We start from the raw sequence: 19,024 nt of genomic DNA on the forward strand, positions 1-19,024 counted from the left end.
GAACAAGGTATTGCTTGTTCAAGCCCGCCGTTTGGTGTTCAAGCCCACCTGATGTGGGCTTGCCACCTACAGGGTGGCGGCTAGTTCGGTGCCTTGGAGGATGGCTCGTTTGGCGTCCAGTTCGGTGGCTAGGTGGGCGCCGCCGATCAGGTGGGTGGTGGGGGTGGCGAGGGTGCGGACCGACTCCTGGCCGGCGCAGATGACGATCGTGTCTACGGCTAGTACGCGGGGGTTTTCGTGGCTGGGGCCGAAGGTCAGGTGGAGGCCTTCGTCGTCTATGCGTTCGTAGTTGACGTTGGTGAGGTGCTCTACCTGCTTGTTCTTCAACGCGGCTCGGTGGACCCAGCCGGTGGTTTTGCCCAGGGTGGCGCCGATCTTGCCGGGCTTGCGTTGGAGTAGGTAGATCTGGCGGGGCGACGGTTCGGGGTGGGGTTTGGTGAGGGCGCCTCGGGTTGTGCGAGGGTCGGCTACGCCCCATTCGGCTTGCCATGCGGGGAGGTCGAGGGTTGGGGAGTCGACCGTGGTGAGGAATTCGGTGACGTCCACGCCGATGCCGCCGGCGCCGATGACGGCCACCGTTTTCCCGACCGGGCGGCCGTGGCGGACCACGTCGACGTACGAGAGGACCTTCTCGTGGTCGATGCCGGGGATGGACGGGATGCGCGGAACTACGCCGGTGGCGAGGATGACCTCGTCGAAGCCTTCCAGGTCGGCGGCCTCGGCGCGGTGGCCGAGGTGGAGTTTGACGCCGGTGAGTTCGAGGCGGCGTTCGTAGTACCGGATGGTTTCGGCGAATTCTTCCTTGCCGGGGATCCGCCGGGCGATACCGAACTGCCCACCGATCTCGTTGTCCGCTTCGAAAAGCTCGACGTCGTGCCCGCGTTCGGCTGCGGTGACAGCAGCCGACAGGCCGGCCGGTCCGGCGCCGACCACGGCAATGCGGCGGGTACGCCGAGTTGGCAGCAGCACCAATTCGGTCTCCCGGGCGGCGCGTGGATTCACCATGCAACTCGCGTGCTGTCTGGCGAACACGTGGTCCAGACAGGCCTGGTTGCAAGCGATACAGACGTTGATCTCGTCCGCCCGGCCTGCCGTTGCCTTGAGCACCCATTCCGGATCGGCCAGGAACGGACGCGCCATGCTGATCATATCAGCGTCCCCACGAGCCAGCACCTCCTCACCAACCTGCGGCAAGTTGATCCGGTTCGACGTCACCACCGGGATGGACACATGCGGGCGGAACGCCGCCGTGACCGACGTGAACGCAGCCCGCGGCACCGACGTCACGATGGTCGGCACCCGCGCCTCATGCCAGCCGATCCCGGTGTTGATGATCGACGCGCCCGCCGCCTCGATCTCTTTGCCCAGCGCAACAACCTCGGTCCAGTCCTGGCCGCCCTCGACCAGGTCCGCCATCGACAGCCGGTAGATGATCAGGAAGTCCGGCCCGACGCGTTCGCGGATCCCCCGGACGATCTCGACCGCGAGCCGGCGCCGGTTCTCCGCGCTGCCACCCCAGTGATCGCGCCGCTTGTTGGTCCGCTCGGCCAGGAACTGGTTGATGAAGTACCCCTCGGACCCCATCACCTCGACCCCGTCGTACCCGCCCTCGCGCGCCAGCGCGGCACAGTCGACGTATGCCGCGATCTGCCGCCGCACCCCGCGATCCGACAAGGCGCGCGGCTTGAACGGATTGATCGGCGCCTTCAACGCCGACGCCGAGACGCTGAACGGGTGATAGGCGTACCGCCCCGCATGCAGGATCTGCAGCGCGATCAACCCGCCCTCGGCGTGCACGGCGTCGGTGACCTGGCGATGCCCCCGAGCCTCCCGGCGACTGGTCAGCTTCGAAGCGAAAGGAGTCAGCCAGCCGGTCCGGTTCGGCGCATACCCGCCGGTGACGATCAGCCCGGCACCGCCGCGCGCCCGCTCGGCGAAGTACGCGGCGAGCTTGGGCAGATCCTTGGCCCGGTCCTCGAGACCGGTGTGCATCGAGCCCATGATCACCCGGTTCTTCAGGGTGACGTGGCCGAGGTCGAGCGGAGCCAGCAGGTTCGGGTACTCGCTCATGAGGTGCTCTCCGATCGCATCGCCTGGATGACTTCGTCGCACCAGCCGAGGAACGACTCCTCGGCGCGGACGCCGCCGCGGAGTACGAGGTACTGGTGTAGTTCACGGCCGTTGAGCTTGTCCGGCTTGGGGAAGTCGCGGCGCTGGATGCCGCGGTAGGTCTCCAGCCGGGTCGCGTGCTCGGCGCGGTGCCGCTCGACTTCACGCAGTACCGCCGCAGTGTCGCCCAACGATGCGCCGCGGAGCTTCACCGCCAGCCCGTCACGCAGGATCGCGGGGTCGACCGGCTCAGCCAACCAGCGCGCGAGCTCGGAGCGTCCGTCCTCGGACACCTCGTAGACCTTCTTGTCCGGGCGGCCGTCCTGGGCGACGTCGGTGTGGGTGATCCAGCCGGCGTCGTCCATCCGGCGCAGTACCCGGTAGATCTGCTGATGGGTCGCGGGCCAGAAGAAGCCGATCGACCGGTCGAACCGCCGGGCCAGTTCGTAGCCGGACCCGGCGCGCTCGGTCAGCGAGACGAGGATCGCGTGTTCGAGGGCCATGCCGCCGACCATACCTATGCAACGAGTTGCACTGCACCTGATTGCAACGCAGTTCACACCGGTTCACCGTGGGCGGGGATATCCAACCGGTTGGTCGGATGAGGGAGAATGGTTGCAGACGCCAGCTATTGCGGAGCGGAGAAATTCCATGGAACACCCGACCAGGACCACGTTGCCCGGGATCGGCACCCGGTACGACCTCATCACCGACGGCGGCAAGCACGTCTCGGTGGTGGTGCACACGGACGGCCGGCGATTCCTGGGGTTCCACGATCCCGAGGACGACGACAGCTGCCTGGGCAGTGTCCCGCTCGGCCCGGCCGAGGCGAGCGCGCTCGGCCAGCTCCTGATCCCCGCGCCGATCGAGCCGCTGCGCGGTGACATCGAGATCGACCTGGTCACCGAGCAGATCCCGATCACCAGCCGGTCCCCGTACTCCGGCCGCACCCTCGGCGACACCCAGGCCCGCACCCGGACCGGCGCGTCGATCGTCGCCGTACTACGCCGTACCGGCGCCGTGCCCTCCCCGACACCCGACTTCAGGTTCGCCACCGGGGACACGATCGTCGTGGTCGGCACCCGCGAGGGCGTCGACGCCGTCGCCGAACTGATCACGGGAGGCTGAGATGCACGACACGACCGCCATGCTGATCGAGCTCGGCGCCGTACTGCTTGCCCTCGGCATCCTTGGGCGGTTCGCCGGACGGATCGGGTTCTCGCCGATTCCGCTGTATCTGCTGGCCGGACTGGCCTTCGGGCATGGCGGGTTGCTGCCGCTGGATGCGTCGGAGGAGTTCGTCGCGACCGGCGCTGAGATCGGGGTGATTCTGCTGCTGTTGCTGCTCGGGCTCGAGTACACGGCGGCGGATCTGGTCGGGACGCTGAAGACGCAGTACCTGTCCGGTGTGGTCGACTTCCTGCTGAACGCGTTGCCGGGTGCTGCTGTTGCGTTGCTGCTGGGGTGGGGACCGGTGGCGGCGGTCGCGCTGGCCGGTGTCACCTGGATCTCGTCGTCGGGGGTGATCGCGAAGGTGGTCGGGGATCTCGGGCGGCTCGGCAATCGCGAAACGCCGATCGTGCTGGGCATTCTCGTCCTCGAAGACCTGTCCATGGCCGTCTACCTACCGATTTTGACGGCGTTGCTGGCAGGCGTCGGGTTGGCGGGTGGCAGTGTGACGTTGCTGATCTCGCTGGGGACGGTGAGCGTCGTACTGTTCGTCGCCCTGCGCTACGGGCGAGTGATCAGTCGGGCGGTCTCGTCGGACAACCCCGAGATGTTGCTGCTCGTCGTACTGGGGTTGACGCTGCTTGTCGCTGGGGTCGCGCAGAAGCTGCAGGTGTCGGCGGCGGTCGGGGCGTTCCTGGTGGGGATCGCGTTGTCGGGTGAGGTGGCCAAGGGCGCGCGTAACCTGCTGAGCCCGTTACGGGACCTGTTTGCTGCCGTCTTCTTTGTTTTCTTCGGGTTGAGCACCGATCCGGCGGACATTCCGCCGGTACTGGGGATCGCGCTGGCGCTCGCGGTATTTACCGCACTGACAAAGATCGCCACCGGCTGGTACGCCGCACGCAAGGCGGGCGTCAAGTCAGCCGGCCGCTGGCGCGCAGGCGGCACCCTCGTCGCCCGCGGCGAGTTCTCCATCGTCATCGCCGGCCTAGCCGTCGGAGTCGAACCCCGCCTCGGCCCGCTCGCAACCGCCTACGTCCTCATCCTCGTGGTCCTCGGCCCCATCACCGCCCGCTTCACCGAACCAGCAGCCCGCAAACTGACCAACCTCCGCAAACCCCCCACCCCAGTCGGCCCGCCGCTAACCGAACGCCTCAACGACCCAGCCAACACCAGCAACTGACCCCGTCCCGCCCGCCCCCCGTCCCCCCATCACATCTGAGGGGTTATCCCCTCAACCGATGGGTTGCCCCCCGAGATTCCGGCTAGGCAACCCACCATCTCAGGGGTTAACCCCTCAGATGGTGGGTTGCAAGCCGGGGCGGGGCGCGCGTGTGGCGGGTTTGGGGGGCGGTTGCGTGGGGGCAGTTCGGCGGGACGGTCGCTGGTCCAGGGGAGTGGGTGGTGGTGGGAGTGGGTGGTGGTGGGAGTGGGTGGTGGTGGGAGTGGGTGGTTGATCAACGGGGGTGGTTGGCTCGTTGGTTGAGCGCGGCGAGGGTGACTGTTTGGGTTATGCGGGTGGAGCGGGTTTCGGGGCGTTTGGCCAGGGCTATCCATTCGAGGATTCGGCGCTTGGAGGATGGGGGGAAGGTGGCGAAGTGGGTGGCTGCCGTGGGGTTGTGGTCGAGTTCCAGTTGGAGGTCGGCGGGGATTACGCCGTTCTGGGCTTCTGCCAGGCAGTCCCAGGTGCCGGTTTTCTTTGCGAGGTCGATCAGTTCCTGGCCGGGCGGCGCCATCAGGCCGGCGGCGAGTAGCCGGTCGGCGCGGTCTCGGTTGACTTGGCTCCAGGTGCTGCGGGGGTTGCGCCGGGTGAAGGTTTGGTAGGTGCTGGTGGCGTCGCGGCGGAGGGTCTTGCTGTCTATCCAGCCGAAGCACAACGCGTGCTCGACCGCCTCGGCCAGGTCGATACCGGCGTCGCTCCCCCGTTGGACGACCAGCCAGACGGCCTTCTCGGTACGACCGTGCTCGGCCAGCCAATCGCGCCATTCCGCGACGGTGGCGGGGGCGAAGGCTTCGGCGTCGGTTACTACCTGCTTGGTGGTCATGGAGACAGCATGCTGGTGATAAGTGCTCATCAAGTGAGCACTTTGATTTAGAAGAGTACGTCGGCTCGTTCGTGGTCGAGGAGGGCTTGTTTGCGGTCGAGGCCGCCGCCGTAGCCGGTGAGGCTGCCGGTGGAGCCGATGACTCGGTGGCAGGGGACGATGATGCTGACCGGGTTCTTGCCGTTGGCGAGGCCGACCGCGCGGGAGGCGCCGGGGACCAGGCCGAGGGTGGCGGCGAGCTGGCCGTAGGTGATGACCTCGCCGTAGGGGATATCCTTCAAAGCGGTCCAGACTCGTTGCTGGAAAGGGGTTCCGGTGAGTTTGAGGGGTACGTCGAAGGTGGTGCGGTCGCCGGCGAAGTACTCCTTCAGCTGCTGCTGGACCTCGGGAAGGATGGAGTCGTCGCGCAGACCGAAGGTCTCCAAAGCGGGGCGGTGCCGGTGCTGTTCCATGTAGAGGCCGGCGAGTTCGCCGGTGTCGGCTGCGACCAGGGTGAGCGGGCCGACCGGGCTGTCCATTACGGCGTACGACATGGTCAGCCCGCCCACTGTGCGCGGGTGATCCGGTAGAGCACGTGCCGTTGCAACGGATGCCCGGCAGCCAGCCTGGGGTGGTCGAAGTCCTCGACGTACGTCATGCCGATCCGTTCCATCACCCGCTGGGACGGTTTGTTCGTCGTCGTGGTGAAGGACAGCACCTCGTCGAGCCCCAGCGGACCGAACGCGTGCGCCAGCGAAGCCCGCGCGCCCTCGGTCGCATAACCGTTGCCCCAGGCATCCTTCACCAGCCGCCAGCCGATCTCGACACACGGCGTGAAGGACGCCTCGAAGCTCGGCACCGACAGTCCGATGAAGCCGATGAACTGGCCGGTCTCCCGTACTTCGGCCGCCCAGAACCCGAATCCGCGCTCGTCGATCGCCGCCGTGAGCCGGTCGACCATCGTATCGCTCTCGGCGCGGGTCAACGCGTTCGGGAAGTGCTCCATCACGGCCGGGTCGGCGTTCAGCGCCGCATAGGTCTCGCGGTCACTGTCCTTCCACTGTCTGAGCAACAGGCGGTCGGTGGTCAGCGCAGTCATTTCACTCCGTCGGTATCTTGTTGATGGCATGATCGCCGGTCGCCCACAGGTACTGCACCGCGTACGCCCGCCAAGGCCGCCAAGCCCGCGCATGTGCGATCAGCGCTTTCGGCGCCTCGGGCAACCCGAGGTCGCGCGCCGCGTACTTGATCCCCAGATCGCTTGCCACAAAGGCATCCGGGTCACCGAGCGCACGCATCGCGATCGACTCGACGGTCCACGGCCCGATGCCGGGCAGCGCCGCGAGTTGCTCACGCGCCTTGTCCCAGTCGCTGCCCGCGCCGAGGTCGATCTCACCGGCCGCGAGGGTCGCGATCAACGTCGTCAGCGTCGTACGCCGTGACTTCGGAAAGGCCAGCGTCTCGGGATCGAGCCCGGCCAGCGCCTGCATGGTCGGGAACAAATGGGTCAGATTGCCCAGCGGGTCGTCGACCGGTTCCCCGTACGCCTGCACGAGCCGACTCGCATGAGTCCGCGCGGCCGCCGTCGACACCTGTTGACCGAGCACAGCCCGTACGGCGAACTCCGCGCCGTCGACCGTGTGCGGCACTCGTCGCCCGGGCGCCTTCTCGATCAGCGGAGCGAGTACAGGATCTGTCTTGAGCAGGTCGTCGACGGCGACCGGATCCGCGTCGAGGTCGAGCATCCGGCGGCAGCGGCTGATCGCGATCGAGAGGTCGCGCTGATCGGTGAGCGAGAGCTGGCACGCGATGTGGTCGGGCATCGGCCGGAGCGCCACCACGCCATGACCGTGCGGGAGCCGCAGGGTCCGGCGATAGGCGCCGTCGTGCCACTCCTCCACCCCCGGTACACCGGTCGCGATCAGGTGCCCGAAGAGGTTGTCCGGCGTCAACGGCTGACGGAACGGCAGACGCAACGCGATCGTGCCCGGCGCGGTGGGAGCGTCGCCGCGCTTGGCGCGGGTGCGCAGCTCGCTGGGTGACAGCGCGAAGACCTCTTGCACGGTCTCGTTGAACGTCCGCACGCTGGAGAATCCCGCAGCGAAGGCGACGTCGGCCATCTGCAGCGAGCTGGTCTCGATCAGCAGCCGCGCGGTCTGCGCTCGCTGAGCTCTTGCCAGAGCCAGTGGCCCGGCTCCCAGCTCAGCCTGCAGTTGGCGTTGGACTTGGCGGACCGAGTACCCGAGCTGGGTCGCGAGGCCTGGTACGCCGTCGCGGTCGACCACGCCGTCGCCGATCAGCCGCATCGCGCGGGCGACCAGATCGGCGCGATCGTTCCACTCCGGGGAGCCCGGGCTCGCGTCAGGGCGGCAGCGCTTGCAGGCGCGGAAGCCGGCCTGCTGGGCCGCGGCGGCGCTCGGGTAGAACCGCATGTTCTTGACCTTGGGCGGCACCACCGGGCAGCTCGGGCGGCAGTAGATCCTGGTGGTCAGTACGGCAGTGAAGAACCAGCCGTCGAAGCGGGCATCCTTCGACTGGACCGCTCGCACGCACCGCTCGACACATTCGTACACGTGCTCCAGCATCCATGGCCGCACCGACAGTTTCTAGCGGTTTTACGCCATCGAGGTTCAGCGGAAAAACGACGTCAGGATCCGGGGTCGTATTTCCGCCAGCCCGGGCGGTCCGCGACGGGTGGACTGGGGACATGACAGAACTCGAGAACAAGATGGCATTGGTGACTGGTGGGAGCCGCGGGATCGGCGCTGCGGTGGCGGTTGCGTTGGCGGTGGGTGGGGCGGATGTGGCGATCACCTACCACCGTTCGCCGGATGAGGCCGCGGCGGTGGTGAAGGAGATCGAGGCGGTTGGCCGGCGCGGGTTTGCGATTCCGGCGAATGCGGCCGATGCGGGGGCGGTGCGGGAGGCGGTCGGTACGGCGTACGAAGTACTGGGTGGGTTGGATGTGTTCGTCAACAACGCGGGCGTCGGGACGATGGGGATGATCGGCGATGTGACCCTCGAGGAACTGGATCGGGTGCTCGCGGTGAACGTGCGCGGCCTGTACGTCGCTGCGCAGGCCGCGGCGGGTGTGCTGGCTGATGGCGGACGGATGATCCACATCGGCAGCTGCATCGCCGATCGGAGCACCGGGCCAGGGATGAGCCTGTACGCGATGAGCAAGTCGGCTGTCGTCGGGATGAACCGAGGACTGGCCAGGGAGCTCGGTGCTCGCGGGATCACGTCGAACGTCGTCCAGCCCGGCCCGACCGACACCTCGATGAACCCCGCCGACGGGCCGTTCGCCGAAGCCCAGCGCGCGTTCCTGGCACTCGACCGCTTCGGCACCGTCGACGACGTCGCTGCGGCAGTCCTCTACCTGGCCGGGCCGGGTGGCTCATACGTCACCGGCACCGAACTGAACGTCGACGGCGGCCACGCAGCCTGACCTACCTCGCCTACGGGCGCGCCGTCGCCAGCGGGCGAGGTCGGCGGGCAGGGTCGGCGGTCGGGGTCGGCGGTCGGGGTCGGCCGGCGCCGTGGGCGGGCAGGGCCGGCGGGCGGGGTCGGCGGGGACGCCGGCCGGCGGGAGGGTTCTGTCGGTGGGGGCGGCTAGCTTCGGGGGATGCGGTTTTCGGTGACGTTCGGGGCGGTGGGGGTAGGGCGGGATCCGCGCGGGCTGGCTGCGCTGGCGCGGATGGCGGAGGACTGTGGGTGGGACGGGGTGTTCCTGGAGGACTATCTCGTCTATCAGGGGGACGCGGCGGAACCGACGTACGATCCGTGGATCTGTCTGGCGGCGATGGCTTGTGCAACGTCGTCGATCAGGATCGGTACTACGGTGACGCCGGTCCCCCGCCGGCATCCCTGGCAGCTCGCCGCCGAGACCGTTGCCTTGGATCACCTATCGGGTGGGCGGCTGATCCTCGGCGTCGGGATCGGCGATCCGGGCGACCCGTTCCTCACCGGCACTCCACGCGAGCTGGCCGAGAAGCTCGACGAGTCGCTGGAGATCATCACCGCGCTGTGGACCGGTGAGCCCGTCCGGTACGCCGGCAAGCACTACCAGCTCGACAGCGTCCAACTGACCGCCACCCCACTCCAGCGTCCACGCATCCCGATCTGGGTGGGTGGCAACTTCCTCGTCCCGTCCGTCCGCCGCCGGATCCTCCGCTGGGACGGCTCCTGCGCCTACAAAGGCACCACCACAGCCCCACAACAAACAACCCCAGAAGACATCCGCCAGCTCCTTGCAGACAAGCAAGCCGCCAAGGCGGACGAGGTCGAGGCGGACGAAGTCGAGGCGGGCGAAGTCGAGGCCGACGAGGTCGAGGCGGGCGAAGTCGGGGCGGGCGAACGCCGGCCGGGTGGGGGCGAACGCCGGCCGAGTGGGGCCGAACGCCGGCCGGGTGGGGCCGAACGCCGGTTCGAGGTGAAGGCGAGTGGTGGCGATCCGGCGGCGTTCGCCGAGGCAGGCGCCACCTGGTGGGGCCGGTGGATCGCGCCAGGGCCGGTCGCCGCCGCTCGCGAGATCCTCCGCGCCGGGCCACCTCAACCTCACTGAGGGCGAAGCCCTGCACGAACACATCTGCGGGGTTATCCCCTCAACCGGTGGGTTGCCCCGCGAGATTCTGGCGAGGCAACCCACCATCTGAGGGGTTAACCCCTCAGATGGTGGGAGCGGGAAGCGGCGTGGCGGGGCTGGGGTGCCAGGGGCGTGAGTGGGGGGTGGGTACTGGTCAGGCGTTGACACGGGAGGGTTTGGCGGTGAGACTGCTGGTGGATTTGAACGTTAAAACGGGTGGCTTCTGGTGCGGTGGGAGGTTGGTTCGTGGCTACGTTGAAGCAGGTTGCCGCTCACGCGGAGGTCTCGGTGCAGACCGTCTCCAACGCCCTCAATGCGCCTCATCGACTACGCCCGGACACCCTGCAGCGGGTGACCCGATCGATCGAGCTGCTCAACTACCGTCCCAATCGTAACGCGCGCAGCCTCCGGACGAGCGCCGTCGAGCTGATCGGGTACTGCGTACCGAGCTGGCCGCACGGGCAGGTCCACCTGGTGATGGACCAGTTCCTGCATGCGCTGTGCACTTCCGCCGAGAGCAGCGGACGGCACATTTTGTTGTTCACGGCACCGGTCGGCGTCGAGGGCATGCCGGTCTACGAGGATCTGCACGCCCGGCGCCTGGTGGACGGGTTCGTGTTGTCGCAGACCGAGACGCACGACCCGCGGCACGCGTGGCTCAAGGAGCAGCAGATCCCGTTCGTGTCGTTCGGGCGGGTGTGGGAGGAGTCCACCCAGCCCGGCCCTTGGGTCGATGTCGACGGCGCCGGCGGATGCGCGACCGCGGTTCAGCATCTGTACGACACCGGCCGCCGCCGGATCGGCTTCCTCAGCTGGCCGCAGACCTCCGGCCTGGCGGAGAACCGGCTGAGCGGGTGGCGCGCGAGGTGCGGTGAGCTCGGGCTGCCGAACCACGACGAGCTGGCCGTCCGCTGCCGCGCGGACACCATCGACGAGGGCGCCCGCAGTACTGCGGAACTGCTCGACGCCGACCCCGCGATCGACGCGATCGTTGCCATCAGCGACATTCTCGCGCTGGGGGCGCTGCGCGAGCTCGGCCGCCGGGGGCTGGTGGCCGGAGTCGACGTCGCGGTGACCGGCTTCGACGACTCGCCGCTGGCGTCGGTGGTGTCGCCGGCGTTGACGAGCATCCGGCAGCCGATGGACGAGATCGCCGGCGAGCTGATCGACATTCTCACGACACCGGATCCCAAGGGTCCGACGGAACGGCTCCTGCAACCGGAGCTGGTGGTCAGGGGCAGCTCGGCCCCCGGCTGACGCAGGTGGCGCTCAGACGCCACCAGAAGGAGGAAGTACGTCATGACACCCCGCCCTGTCGGACGAAGCAGACCAACCACAAGACGAAGCACAAGACGGTACGCCGCCCCTGCCGGCCTCCTCGCCGCAGCAACAGTCCTCGCCCTCAGCGGCATCCCTTCCCTCGCCACCGCAACCCCAGGCGCGAGCCCAGCCTCCGCCACAGGCGCGAGCGCAGCCTCCATCGCAGGCGCGGGCGCCGCCGCAGGCGCGGGCGCAACGGTCGACGCCCAGGCGGCGACCACACGGTCGAGTGAGTTGTCGGAGTCGACAAGGCTGGCGGATCGGCGGTCGTTGGTTGTCGGGGATCGGGCCTACGCGATGGGCGACGAGAACGGCCTCTACCCCGCGACCGGCTGGCACACCCGCGGCGAGATGGGCGGCTTCTGGACCGCCCCGCTGAAGCTGCTCGACGGAATCTGGTTCGGCGTCGACGGATCCTGGCTCGGCAAGGACACCGTGGCCGCGAAGTACACAAGCGGCCAGGGCTACCAGCGAATCAGCTACCCCGGCGCCGTCAGCGTCGAGCGCACCGACTTCGTCCCCGACGGGGTCCGCGCAACAGTGGTCGGCCTGACCTTCGAATCGGCCACCGCCAAGACAGTCGCGCTCGATGTAGACGCACACTCAGAGCTGATGCAGTCCTATCCCTGGGGTTGGACGACCCCCAACGCCGCCCAGATGAACCTCCCGGACACCGGTTCGTACAGCGACGGCACCCTCCAATTCCGCGAGCAAGGCACCCCACCGATAGCCAACGCCGCCGAACACGACTACGCCGCGATCGTCGGATCAACCATCAAACCGACCAACCACGCCCTCGGTGCCAACAACCGCGGCCCACAGGACCCAGCAGTCATCTGCCCGGCCGACGGCGACGCACCCAAGCACTGCGACGACACCGCCTTCGGCAAAGGCACCGGCGGTCGCCTCACCTACAACATCGATCTGAAGCCCGGCCGGACGACGACGGTCTGGTTCGCCGTCGCCGGATCGGACGAAGGCAGAACAGCCGCACAGCGCGAGTACAAGAAGGCCACCAGCAACCCCGAGAAGTTGCTGCAGGCAAAGAAGAAGAGCCGCGCCGCGATCGACGAGATGTCCGCAGTGGACCTGCCTGGTGACCGGCTGCTGCAGCAGAGCGTCGAGTGGAGCAAGCAGAACCTCGCCGACTCCGTCCAGGAGGCGCACAACCTGCAGATCCGCGACGTCAACGAAGGCAAGGCGTACCCGGCACCCAGCGGCACCGTCGACACCGCCCGCTGGTTCGGCGCCGGCTTCCCCGACTACCCCTGGCTGTTCGCGACCGACGGTGAATACACCTCGTACGCCGCGGTCGCGGCCGGCCAGTTCGACACGGTGAAGTCCCACCTGCGCGCACTGCGCGACGTCAGCGACATCCTCAACAACCGCAGCGGCAAGGTCGCCCACGAGGTGACGCCGACCGGCGACGTCTACTTCGGCTCGAACACCAGCGCCGGCAACACCGACGAGACGGTCAAGTTCCCCAGCATCGTGGCGCTGCTGTGGCGCTGGACGGGCGACGACCGGTTCCGCGACGAGATGTACGACTTCAGCGTGCGCAACCTGAAGTACGTCTACCGCGAACTCGACCAGGACGGCGACGGCTGGCTCGAGGGCCTCGCCAACGTCGAGCGCAACGGCATGGGCTCGGAGAAACTCGACAGCACCGTGTACCTCGCTCGCGGACTGCGCGACCTCGCCGACCTCGCCGCCTCGAAGCACGACCAGGCGACGCGGCAATGGGCGACGGCCAAGGCGACCGACGTCGAGAAGCGGTTCGAGAGCCAGTGGTGGGTCGACCAGGCCTTCGGGTACGCCGACTCGATCGACGACCCTGCCAACCCGGCGAACGACAACACGCCGATCTTCCAGCGGCACTGGACCGGCGTCACCCCGATGGAGGCCGAACTGGTCCGCCCCGGCCGGCCCACCACTGCCCTGGCCTCCACCGAGCACGCCAAGACCGCACTCGACCAGCGCGAGAAGCCTTGCTACACAGGCGAATTCGGGCTGTTCCACACCGGCACCGGGCCGACCTCGGATCCTGCGGGCAACCCCGGAGCCTCCTGCGACACCGTCGTGTCGGGTGTGAAGAGTGAGCGGAGCATCTTCTCGCTGAACACCTCGATCATGGCGGTTGCCGAGGGCAACTTCGGTCGCCTGGGGAAGAGTCAGCAGCAGGTCTACACGACCGGGAACGCGCGGATCCAGCTCGACCCGAAGGTCTGGGAGACGCCGGGCGCCATGCCGGAGATCGCGCCGTCGCCGGACTCGCCGGCCAACATCGACCGGGCGTTCACCGACCGCTCGATGACGCTGCAGGCGTGGGGCGCGTACGGCATCCTCTGGCCGGTGGTGCACCAGCAGCTCGGCGTCGATCCGGATCTCGGGCACGGCAAGCTGACCGTCGTACCGCAGATCCCGGGCGGGCAGCAGAAGGTGGCCGGTAGCAACATCCGGCTCGGTCGTGGGTCGATCGATGTCTCGGCATCCCTTGCAGGCAAGGAACTTCGGACCGAGGTCCGCAGCAAGGGGTTGTCGGCAACCCTCACGGTCGGTGCGGTACTTCCGGCCGGCGCGAAGGTACAGGCGGTGAGCCTCGACGGTCGCGCGGCGAAGTACAAGCTGGTGACTACCGCGCGTGGAACCGAGGTCCAGGTGACTGGTCACGGGAACCGCTCGACACTGACGGTCAAGCTTCGCTGAACGCTCTACCAAGTAATCGGCCGGTGCGCATTCGTGCACCGGCCGGTTTCGTTTCACCCTGTGGACGACAAAGAAGCAGGCCCCTCCGAGTATGAGTCGGAGGGGCCTGCAAGAGCTGAAGGAAGGTGACGTCTCCAGCTTCCCAGACGGGTCCGTCGGGTCCGGCAGACCCCGTCACCGGTCTACCTCAGTGGGGATCCCCACCGCGAGGGTCCTCGGTTTCCGTCCGACCCGCCGTTCCCTGAGGAACAGCGTGTCGACATTTCTACCTCCCCGTCCGGTGCGCGCACAACCCTTTCTGGCAAAGAGGATCGGCGAATCTGCCACCGTCAGCGTGTCGTCCACAGTGTGTACCCGACCATCCACAGAAACGATCGATGTTATGCACAACCCCTGTGCATAACCTTCATTGCCAACGAAAGAATCGAGCCGCCAATGCAACACAACCGATGGTTACCGCGAGCAACGCGACGACGTGTTCCAGGCCCGGCCAGTGCCCCGACCACGCATCCTGCATGCTGGTCATCCCGGCGCCCATCGGAGTGATGTCGCGGACCCAGCGGATGGCGTGCGGCATCAGATCGCCGGGCGTCCAGACACCGGCGAAGAACATGCTCGGGAAGAACAGGATGTTGCCGACGATACTCGCGCCCTTGGCGGTCGAGACCAGGCCGGCGATCAGCACACCGATCGACAGCTCGGCGACCGTGAAGAGAACGGCCGAGAGGGCGAAGGGCAACGGCGCGGCCGGGAGGTCGGCGCCGAAGACGGCCGAGCCCAGCCCGAGGATGAGGGCGATCACGACGACGCCCGCGGCCAGGTGCAGGAGCAGCTGGGCGATCAGCAGCTTCACCGGGCGTACCGGCGTGGTCGACATCCGCCGCAGGATGCCCTTCTCGCGGTACCCGGCCAGGATCATCGGCAGCGTGGCCATTCCGAGGATGCCGATCCCGATCCCGATCGCCATCGTGGGCAGGAAGCTCGCCGGTACGCCGTCGCTCGACCCGCCGCCGTCGCCGATCAGCGAGAAGATCGTCAACAGCCCGACCGGCAGCACGAAGACGAAGAACAGCCCGGCCCACTCGCGCAGGAACAGCTTGCTCTCGATCCGGGTGAGAGTGAGGGTCTGGCTCATCGCTCCGCTCCTTCGAAGGTCCGGCCGGCTGGTGTCCCCTGATCGGCGTCGCTCGAGTGCCGCCGATCAGCGGGCACCAGCGCCAGGAAGGCGTCGTCCAGCATCGCCTGTTCGGTGTGCAGGTCGAGCGGCGCCTGGCCGCGGCTCGCGAGTTCGGTGACGACTGCGACCAGCAGGTCGTCGTTGCCAGTGACAACGATCCGGCCGCCGTCGCGGATCACGGAGTTCACTGCGGGCAGGGCTTTCAGCACCGCGTCGTCCAAGACGCCAGGGACTCGGAAGCTGATCCGCTGCTCGGTACGGGCCGCGTCGACCAGGCCGGCCGGAGTGTCCAGGGCGACGACCAAGCCGGCGTCGATGATGGCGATCCGGTCGCAGAGGTACTCGGCCTCTTCCATGAAGTGAGTGACCAGGATGATCGTCACGCCCGAGTCGCGGATCTGCTTGACCAGCTCCCAGGTGTCCCGCCGCGCCTGCGGGTCGAGGCCGGTGGTCAGCTCGTCGAGGATGGCGAGCTTCGGGTTGCCGATCAGCGCCAGCGCGATCGACAGCCGCTGCTTCTGCCCACCGGACAGCTTGCCGAAGGCGGTGTCGCGGACCTTGGTCAGCCCGAGCTGCTCGAGCAACTCCGCCGGGTCGGCCGGGTTCGGGTAGAACGACGCGTACAGCTCGAGCGCCTCGCGGGCCTTGATCCGCTCGGGCAGCTCGCTGGCCTGGAGCTGGACGCCGACCAGCGAGGTGATCTGGCTGCGCCGCTTGTACGGATTGAGACCGGCGACCCGGACCGTACCGGCGTCCGGCCGGCGGAGCCCGGCGATCGACTCGACCGTGGTGGTCTTGCCGGCGCCGTTCGGGCCGAGGATGCCGAAGATCTCACCCTCGCGCACGGTCAGCGAGACGTTGTCGACGGCGACGGTCGCGCCGTAGGTCTTGCGGAGGAAGTTGACGACCACCAGGTCGTCGTCACGGCTGTTTCTGGGCATGGCGGAGCCTCCCTACCTACTGCCAAAGGGTTTGTGGAGTCAGCCCTTGGCGGGTTTGAGCGCCATCGGGCGAAGCATCAGATAACCGAAGTACAGGCCGAGGGCACTGGCCACCAGCACTCCCGGTACGCCGATCGCCAGCGATGGACGGTGATAGCTGGTGGTACGCAGCGCGTCAGCGAGCCACTGTGCGACCAGCAGGAGTTCCGCCGCGGCAGCCGGCAGGACGCCGAGCGGCAGCAGCAGGAGACCCTTCCAGAAACCGAACCGGTAGAAGCTGATGCCGATCAGCCAGCCGGCGGCCTCGTGCGCGATGATCAGCAGGAAGAACTCGGTGAAGATCAGCCCCACCTGCGAGGTCTTGGTGAACAGATGCGGGTTGGCCAGCGTCTGGGTCAGCCCGGCCCAGTCGTAGATCACCCGCTCGACCTGGTAGGCGACCACCCACAGCAGCGCGGTCGCGGCCGCGGCGCCGACCAGAAGGATGCCGGCGGCAACGGAGAACATCCGCCGGGTGACCCCGTGCGCGATCAGTAGGTTGAACAGCGCCGGCGCCAAGGTGATGCCGATCGCCGCGGAGAAGTACTTCGGCGACTGGGTGCCGTAGTCCCAGATGCTGTGGTCGAGACCGCCGCCGATCAGCTGCGAGACCAGTCCGCCGATCAGGAACGACCCGGTCATCACGACCCAGTAGCCGACGATCATCGGGCGGAGGCCGATCGCCATCGAGCTGACCACTCGCTTGAGCCGCCCGGACGAGGTGACGCCGCGCGGCAGGGCCGCAGTACGGGCGATGGACTGGGTGGTCATGCGGAGCCCTCCTTCGAGCGCGTCGTACCGGTCAGGTGGACGAACAGTTCCTGCAGGCCGACCGGACCGATCTCGAGCCCCGCCGACTTCGCCTGCGCGAGCAGCATGTCGTCCAGATCGCCAAGCACCGTTGACGATTTGGTACCACCGAGCCGCTGCTCGGCGAGCACGGTCAGCCCTGCGGTCAACTCGTCGACCGCCCGGGCCGGGCCGACGATCGAGGCGCCGCGGCCGCGCAGCGAGTCGACCGGCGACTGGGTGACGAGCCGGCCGTTGTCGAGGATGACGACCTCCTCGAGCAGCGCACTGACCTCGCTGACCAAGTGGGTGGACAAGATGATCGTCCGCGGTACTTCGGTGTAGTCGGCGAGCAGCGCGTCGTAGAACAGGTTGCGCGACGGCACGTCCATCCCGAGGTAGCTCTCGTCGAAGATCGTCAGCGGCGCGCGGCTGGCCAGTCCCAGCACGACCCCGAGTGCCGACTTCTTACCGCGCGAGAGCTTCTGCACCTTCTTCTTCGTCGGTACTTCGAACTTGTCGAGCAACTCGCCCGCCAGGTCCTCGTTCCAGTACGGCCGCAGGCTGCTCGCCAGCTCGAGCACATGCCGGACGGGCGCGGAGTCGACCAGGTCACCCGACTCGCGGATCAGGCAGATCCGGCTGGTGACGACGGCGTCCTCGTACGGCGGCAGCGCACCCAGCTCGTCGCCCTCGATCAGCACCCGCCCGTCATCGGGCTGCCGGAAACCGGCCAGGACGGCGGCCAGCGTGCTCTTGCCCGAGCCGTTGCGGCCGAGCAGACCGTGGATCTTGTCCGGCGCGAGCCGCAGATCCAGCCCGTCCAGGGCCGGTACGCCGGCGAATGCGACGGTCAGGTTCTCGGTCCTCACACCTAGGCCGCTCACTTCTCACCATCCTTCTGGATGTGCTTCACGACGTCGGACAGCGGTACGCCGATCGCCTTGGCCTCACGAATCATCGGGTCGACCACGTCGGCGAAGAACGAGTCGCGCCGGCCGGTCCGGAGAAGCTCGCGAGCATTCGGGCTGACGAACATCCCGATCCCGCGCTTCTTGTAGAGCACGCCCTCGTCGACCAGCTGGGCGAAACCCTTGGCGGCGGTGGCGGGGTTGATCCGGTAGAACGCGGCGTACTGGTTGGTCGACATCACCTGCTCGTCCTCGGCCAGCGCGCCGCTGACGATGTCGTTCTTGATCTGCTCCGCGATCTGCAGATAGATCGGGCTGCGATCGTCGAACACCGCGCTCACCTCCACCCCTGCTGCTAGGTTCTTCGGTTCATAGGTTCATTACTTGACTAATGAACCGTAGCACCCTGGATCGGTACCGTGCAATCGGACAATTCGGCGAAGCGCAACGGATCGAGGAGCGGATCGTGGCAGACGGAGTGCGGGAACTGCGGCTGGTGGTGACGGTCGACGACTACGAGGCGGCCGTCGGGTTCTATCGCGACGTGCTGGGACTGACCGAACGGGAGGCCTACGAGTCGGCGGACGGGCGGGTGACGATCCTGGAGGCCGGCCGGGCGACGCTGGAGATCGCAGATCCGAACCAGGCCGAGTTCATCGACCGGGTCGAGGTCGGACGGCGGGTGGCGGGCAAGTACCGCGTCGCCTTCGAGGTGGACGACTCGGCGGCGACGACCGCCAAGCTGGCTGCCGCCGGCGCCGAGGTGGTGGCCGAGCCGACCCGGACACCCTGGAACTCGTTGAACGCGCGACTCGAAGGCCCCGGCGGCGTGCAACTCACCTTGTTCACCGAACTCGACGCGTAGCGTGACCACATGGCTTCGAATCATGAGCAGGAACTGCAGGTCGCCCGTGAACTGGCCGCGAAGGCGACGGAGGTGGCCGGCAAGTTGAAGGCCGGGACCTACGACTCGGTGAGCGCGCTGGCGCTGACCTCGATCGCGCACAGCTTGAGCGTCATCGCCGCCCGCGGCAGCGAGGGCTAGGCGTCCTCTTCCTCCTTGGCCGGGCGGCCCGGGCCGCGCATCTTGCCGACGTTGCCGGGCAGCCGGCCGGCGTCGGCGAGGGCGCGGCGGAGCAGGAACTCGATCTGCGCGTTCGTACTGCGCAGATCGTCGCCTGCCCACCGGGCCAGCGCGTCGTGGACCACGGGATCCAGCCGGAGCAGGATCTTCTTGCGTTCAACGGCCACGAGCC

Annotated in this window: 20 protein-coding genes; 8 read left to right on the forward strand and 12 right to left on the reverse strand. The window is 67.8% G+C overall.

Annotation, left to right across the window (positions count from 1 at the left end; all coding sequences use genetic code 11):
• Positions 1–66 precede the first annotated feature (66 nt).
• Together ABD768_RS09610 and ABD768_RS09615 are read right to left on the reverse strand one after the other, a co-directional pair.
• Complete coding sequence (locus ABD768_RS09610) at positions 67–2,070, reverse strand: oxidoreductase (protein ID WP_344839553.1); 2,004 nt, start codon at positions 2,068–2,070, stop codon at positions 67–69.
• Complete coding sequence (locus ABD768_RS09615) at positions 2,067–2,612, reverse strand: PadR family transcriptional regulator (protein ID WP_343983042.1); 546 nt, start codon at positions 2,610–2,612, stop codon at positions 2,067–2,069. Before ABD768_RS09615 ends, ABD768_RS09610 begins: the two co-directional genes overlap by 4 nt.
• Positions 2,613–2,760: 148 nt before the next feature.
• Here ABD768_RS09615 and ABD768_RS09620 point away from each other — a divergent pair, with 148 nt between their 5' ends.
• Both ABD768_RS09620 and ABD768_RS09625 read left to right on the forward strand, forming a co-directional pair.
• Complete coding sequence (locus ABD768_RS09620; protein ID WP_343983039.1) at positions 2,761–3,237, forward strand: cation:proton antiporter regulatory subunit; 477 nt, start codon at positions 2,761–2,763, stop codon at positions 3,235–3,237.
• Between the two features lies 1 nt (position 3,238).
• Complete coding sequence (locus tag ABD768_RS09625) at positions 3,239–4,459, forward strand: cation:proton antiporter (protein WP_344839555.1); 1,221 nt, start codon at positions 3,239–3,241, stop codon at positions 4,457–4,459.
• Positions 4,460–4,733: 274 nt separating this feature from the next.
• On the opposite strand, the gene ABD768_RS09630 is transcribed toward ABD768_RS09625, so the two are convergent.
• From ABD768_RS09630 to ABD768_RS09645, 4 genes are read right to left on the reverse strand one after another with little or no spacing between them, the layout of a single operon-like run.
• Positions 4,734–5,321: a YdeI/OmpD-associated family protein gene (locus tag ABD768_RS09630; RefSeq protein WP_344839558.1), complete on the reverse strand. Its 588-nt coding sequence runs from the start codon at positions 5,319–5,321 to the stop codon at positions 4,734–4,736.
• A gap of 47 nt (positions 5,322–5,368) precedes the next feature.
• A complete protein-coding gene (locus ABD768_RS09635) occupies positions 5,369–5,854 on the reverse strand; it encodes a methylated-DNA--[protein]-cysteine S-methyltransferase (protein ID WP_344839561.1) in 486 nt (161 codons plus the stop codon).
• Between the two features lie 2 nt (positions 5,855–5,856).
• Positions 5,857–6,399 carry a GNAT family N-acetyltransferase gene (locus ABD768_RS09640; RefSeq protein WP_343983028.1) on the reverse strand — a complete coding sequence of 181 codons (543 nt, stop codon included), beginning with the start codon at positions 6,397–6,399 and terminating at the stop codon, positions 5,857–5,859.
• A 1-nt stretch (position 6,400) separates the two neighbouring features.
• Positions 6,401–7,897 carry an AlkA N-terminal domain-containing protein gene (locus ABD768_RS09645; protein WP_344839564.1) on the reverse strand — a complete coding sequence of 499 codons (1,497 nt, stop codon included), beginning with the start codon at positions 7,895–7,897 and terminating at the stop codon, positions 6,401–6,403.
• A gap of 110 nt (positions 7,898–8,007) precedes the next feature.
• Here ABD768_RS09645 and ABD768_RS09650 point away from each other — a divergent pair, with 110 nt between their 5' ends.
• The 4 genes from ABD768_RS09650 to ABD768_RS09665 all read left to right on the forward strand — a co-directional run bounded on the left by ABD768_RS09650 (position 8,008) and on the right by ABD768_RS09665 (position 13,911).
• Positions 8,008–8,748, forward strand: coding sequence for an SDR family NAD(P)-dependent oxidoreductase (locus ABD768_RS09650; protein WP_343983022.1), 741 nt, complete (start codon positions 8,008–8,010; stop codon positions 8,746–8,748).
• Positions 8,749–8,925: 177 nt separating this feature from the next.
• Entirely contained in the window at positions 8,926–9,864 is a 939-nt protein-coding gene (locus tag ABD768_RS09655) for an LLM class flavin-dependent oxidoreductase (RefSeq protein ID WP_344839567.1), read from the forward strand.
• Between the two features lie 267 nt (positions 9,865–10,131).
• Positions 10,132–11,142, forward strand: a complete 1,011-nt coding sequence (locus ABD768_RS09660) for a LacI family DNA-binding transcriptional regulator (RefSeq protein WP_343979517.1) — start codon at positions 10,132–10,134, stop codon at positions 11,140–11,142.
• A gap of 42 nt (positions 11,143–11,184) precedes the next feature.
• A complete protein-coding gene (locus ABD768_RS09665; protein WP_344839569.1) occupies positions 11,185–13,911 on the forward strand; it encodes a glucosidase family protein in 2,727 nt (908 codons plus the stop codon).
• Between the two features lie 406 nt (positions 13,912–14,317).
• Here the strand turns inward: ABD768_RS09665 and ABD768_RS09670 are convergent, their stop codons facing one another.
• Genes ABD768_RS09670 through ABD768_RS09690 form a run of 5 tightly spaced genes read right to left on the reverse strand, consistent with a single transcriptional unit; the run spans position 14,318 to position 18,100 of the window.
• Positions 14,318–15,046, reverse strand: coding sequence for an ABC transporter permease (locus tag ABD768_RS09670; protein ID WP_343979523.1), 729 nt, complete (start codon positions 15,044–15,046; stop codon positions 14,318–14,320).
• Positions 15,043–16,029 carry an ABC transporter ATP-binding protein gene (locus ABD768_RS09675; RefSeq protein ID WP_344839572.1) on the reverse strand — a complete coding sequence of 329 codons (987 nt, stop codon included), beginning with the start codon at positions 16,027–16,029 and terminating at the stop codon, positions 15,043–15,045. The genes ABD768_RS09670 and ABD768_RS09675 overlap by 4 nt, the downstream gene beginning before the upstream one ends.
• 39 nt (positions 16,030–16,068) lie before the next feature.
• On the reverse strand, positions 16,069–16,839 hold the full coding sequence (locus ABD768_RS09680) for a hypothetical protein (RefSeq protein WP_344839573.1): 771 nt from the start codon (positions 16,837–16,839) through the stop codon (positions 16,069–16,071).
• Positions 16,836–17,744: an ATP-binding cassette domain-containing protein gene (locus ABD768_RS09685; RefSeq protein ID WP_343979530.1), complete on the reverse strand. Its 909-nt coding sequence runs from the start codon at positions 17,742–17,744 to the stop codon at positions 16,836–16,838. The genes ABD768_RS09680 and ABD768_RS09685 overlap by 4 nt, the downstream gene beginning before the upstream one ends.
• Entirely contained in the window at positions 17,741–18,100 is a 360-nt protein-coding gene (locus ABD768_RS09690) for a GntR family transcriptional regulator (protein WP_343979533.1), read from the reverse strand. The genes ABD768_RS09685 and ABD768_RS09690 overlap by 4 nt, the downstream gene beginning before the upstream one ends.
• A 134-nt stretch (positions 18,101–18,234) precedes the next feature.
• On the opposite strand from ABD768_RS09690, the gene ABD768_RS09695 reads away from it, so the two are divergent.
• Together ABD768_RS09695 and ABD768_RS09700 are read left to right on the forward strand one after the other, a co-directional pair.
• The gene (locus tag ABD768_RS09695) at positions 18,235–18,633 is read left to right on the forward strand and encodes a VOC family protein (RefSeq protein WP_343979536.1); all 399 of its coding nucleotides are present in this window, start codon (positions 18,235–18,237) and stop codon (positions 18,631–18,633) included.
• Positions 18,634–18,642: 9 nt separating this feature from the next.
• Positions 18,643–18,813 (forward strand): hypothetical protein, encoded by a 171-nt coding sequence (locus tag ABD768_RS09700; RefSeq protein ID WP_344839576.1) that lies wholly within the window; start codon positions 18,643–18,645, stop codon positions 18,811–18,813.
• Here the strand turns inward: ABD768_RS09700 and ABD768_RS09705 are convergent.
• Positions 18,810–19,019, reverse strand: coding sequence for a type II toxin-antitoxin system antitoxin (locus tag ABD768_RS09705; protein ID WP_343979542.1), 210 nt, complete (start codon positions 19,017–19,019; stop codon positions 18,810–18,812). The genes ABD768_RS09700 and ABD768_RS09705 overlap by 4 nt on opposite strands.
• Positions 19,020–19,024: the final 5 nt, after the last annotated feature.

The sequence above is a fragment of the Kribbella ginsengisoli genome (assembly GCF_039537185.1).
Lineage (GTDB): Bacteria > Actinomycetota > Actinomycetes > Propionibacteriales > Kribbellaceae > Kribbella > Kribbella koreensis.

What these genes read in the sequence shown, in the direction of transcription:
- ABD768_RS09700 (WP_344839576.1), top strand. Translation starts at nt 18,643, where the DNA reads ATGGCTTCGAATCATGAGCAGGAACTGCAGGTCGCCCGTGAACTGGCC.
- ABD768_RS09670 (WP_343979523.1), bottom strand. Translation starts at nt 15,046, where the DNA reads ATGAGCCAGACCCTCACTCTCACCCGGATCGAGAGCAAGCTGTTCCTG.
- ABD768_RS09610 (WP_344839553.1), bottom strand. Translation starts at nt 2,070, where the DNA reads ATGAGCGAGTACCCGAACCTGCTGGCTCCGCTCGACCTCGGCCACGTC.
- ABD768_RS09680 (WP_344839573.1), bottom strand. Translation starts at nt 16,839, where the DNA reads ATGACCACCCAGTCCATCGCCCGTACTGCGGCCCTGCCGCGCGGCGTC.
- ABD768_RS09630 (WP_344839558.1), bottom strand. Translation starts at nt 5,321, where the DNA reads ATGACCACCAAGCAGGTAGTAACCGACGCCGAAGCCTTCGCCCCCGCC.
- ABD768_RS09625 (WP_344839555.1), top strand. Translation starts at nt 3,239, where the DNA reads ATGCACGACACGACCGCCATGCTGATCGAGCTCGGCGCCGTACTGCTT.
- ABD768_RS09635 (WP_344839561.1), bottom strand. Translation starts at nt 5,854, where the DNA reads ATGTCGTACGCCGTAATGGACAGCCCGGTCGGCCCGCTCACCCTGGTC.
- ABD768_RS09620 (WP_343983039.1), top strand. Translation starts at nt 2,761, where the DNA reads ATGGAACACCCGACCAGGACCACGTTGCCCGGGATCGGCACCCGGTAC.
- ABD768_RS09640 (WP_343983028.1), bottom strand. Translation starts at nt 6,399, where the DNA reads ATGACTGCGCTGACCACCGACCGCCTGTTGCTCAGACAGTGGAAGGAC.
- ABD768_RS09665 (WP_344839569.1), top strand. Translation starts at nt 11,185, where the DNA reads ATGACACCCCGCCCTGTCGGACGAAGCAGACCAACCACAAGACGAAGC.
- ABD768_RS09615 (WP_343983042.1), bottom strand. Translation starts at nt 2,612, where the DNA reads ATGGCCCTCGAACACGCGATCCTCGTCTCGCTGACCGAGCGCGCCGGG.
- ABD768_RS09655 (WP_344839567.1), top strand. Translation starts at nt 8,926, where the DNA reads ATGCGGTTTTCGGTGACGTTCGGGGCGGTGGGGGTAGGGCGGGATCCG.
- ABD768_RS09650 (WP_343983022.1), top strand. Translation starts at nt 8,008, where the DNA reads ATGACAGAACTCGAGAACAAGATGGCATTGGTGACTGGTGGGAGCCGC.
- ABD768_RS09675 (WP_344839572.1), bottom strand. Translation starts at nt 16,029, where the DNA reads ATGCCCAGAAACAGCCGTGACGACGACCTGGTGGTCGTCAACTTCCTC.